The 1009-nt window shown below is 64.4% G+C and carries 1 protein-coding gene and 1 pseudogene; one reads left to right on the top strand and one right to left on the bottom strand.

Annotated features, from left to right (window positions below; all coding sequences use genetic code 11):
• The coding region (phaR, locus tag GBZ26_RS29505) for a polyhydroxyalkanoate synthesis repressor PhaR (RefSeq protein ID WP_174441819.1) at nt 1-501 on the bottom strand (501 nt) is incomplete at its 3' end.
• Nucleotides 502-703: 202 nt separating this feature from the next.
• Between phaR and GBZ26_RS29510 the strand changes: the two are divergent.
• Nucleotides 704-1009 (top strand): annotated as a pseudogene (locus GBZ26_RS29510) (hypothetical protein); the annotation flags it as partial.

The raw sequence follows: 1009 nt of genomic DNA on the forward strand, positions 1-1009 counted from the left end.
GGCGGCGGGGTGCTCGCCGGGCTGCCCGTCCTCGGCTCCGCCGACGGGCGAGAACATGCGCATGGCCCGTTCGAACATCGCCATGTTCTGCTTGCCGACCTCTTCCAGCCGGCCGAAGGGGAACATGCCGCCCAGCGTGTTCTGGAAATAGTCGCGCATCTGCTCTTGGTTGCGCGAGAAGGACTGCATCGAATATTCGAGGTAGCGCGGCACCATCCACTGCATGTTGTCGCCGTAGAAGCCGATGAGCTGGCGCAGGAAGCTGATCGGCAGCAGGTTCTGGCCCTTGCTCTCCTCCTCCACGATGATCTGCGTCAGGACCGAGCGGGTAATGTCCTCCCCGGTCTTCGCGTCATAGACCACAAAGTCGAGCCCGTCCTTGACCATTTGACAGAGATGGTCGAGCGTCACGTAGCTGCTGGTCGCCGTGTTGTAGAGCCGCCGGTTGGCGTACTTCTTGATCGTGATCGTCGCGGACTTCTGGTCTTCCTTGTCGGCCATCGCTGTTTCTTTCAAGAAGGGTCGTGCGGCGAGAATGTTCCAGATATAAGGACTACTCGAAGGAATGCACCCTGTCCAGTGCTGTGCCGCAGCGCTGCGACCCCGGATGGGCTTCGCCCCGATAATTCGGGATTTGCGGCATTTTCGATCGGTCCTTCGCGGCTCTGGTCAAGCGCACCGCCTCCCTCATATACTCCCGGCCATGGCCGAATCGTCCGAATCCGACATCCCGTCCCTGGAAACGCTCGCGCAACGGTACCTCGACCTGTGGCAGGAACAATGGGCGGCCTGCGCCGCCGATCCCGAGATGGCCGATGCCGCCGCCCGCCTGTTCCAGACGATGGCGCAGGGCGCCGCGGCGATGGCGCCCTTCGTCCTGGGGCCGGGCGGCTTCGCCTACACCAGCCCGCCGGGCACCGGCTGGAATCCGACGCCGGCCCCAACCCAGCCGGCCGCGTCCCGGCCGTCCTCCGAGGGAGAGCCGCGTGACCGGGGACAACGCCAAGAT

The organism is Azospirillum formosense (assembly GCF_013340925.1).
Lineage (GTDB): Bacteria > Pseudomonadota > Alphaproteobacteria > Azospirillales > Azospirillaceae > Azospirillum > Azospirillum formosense.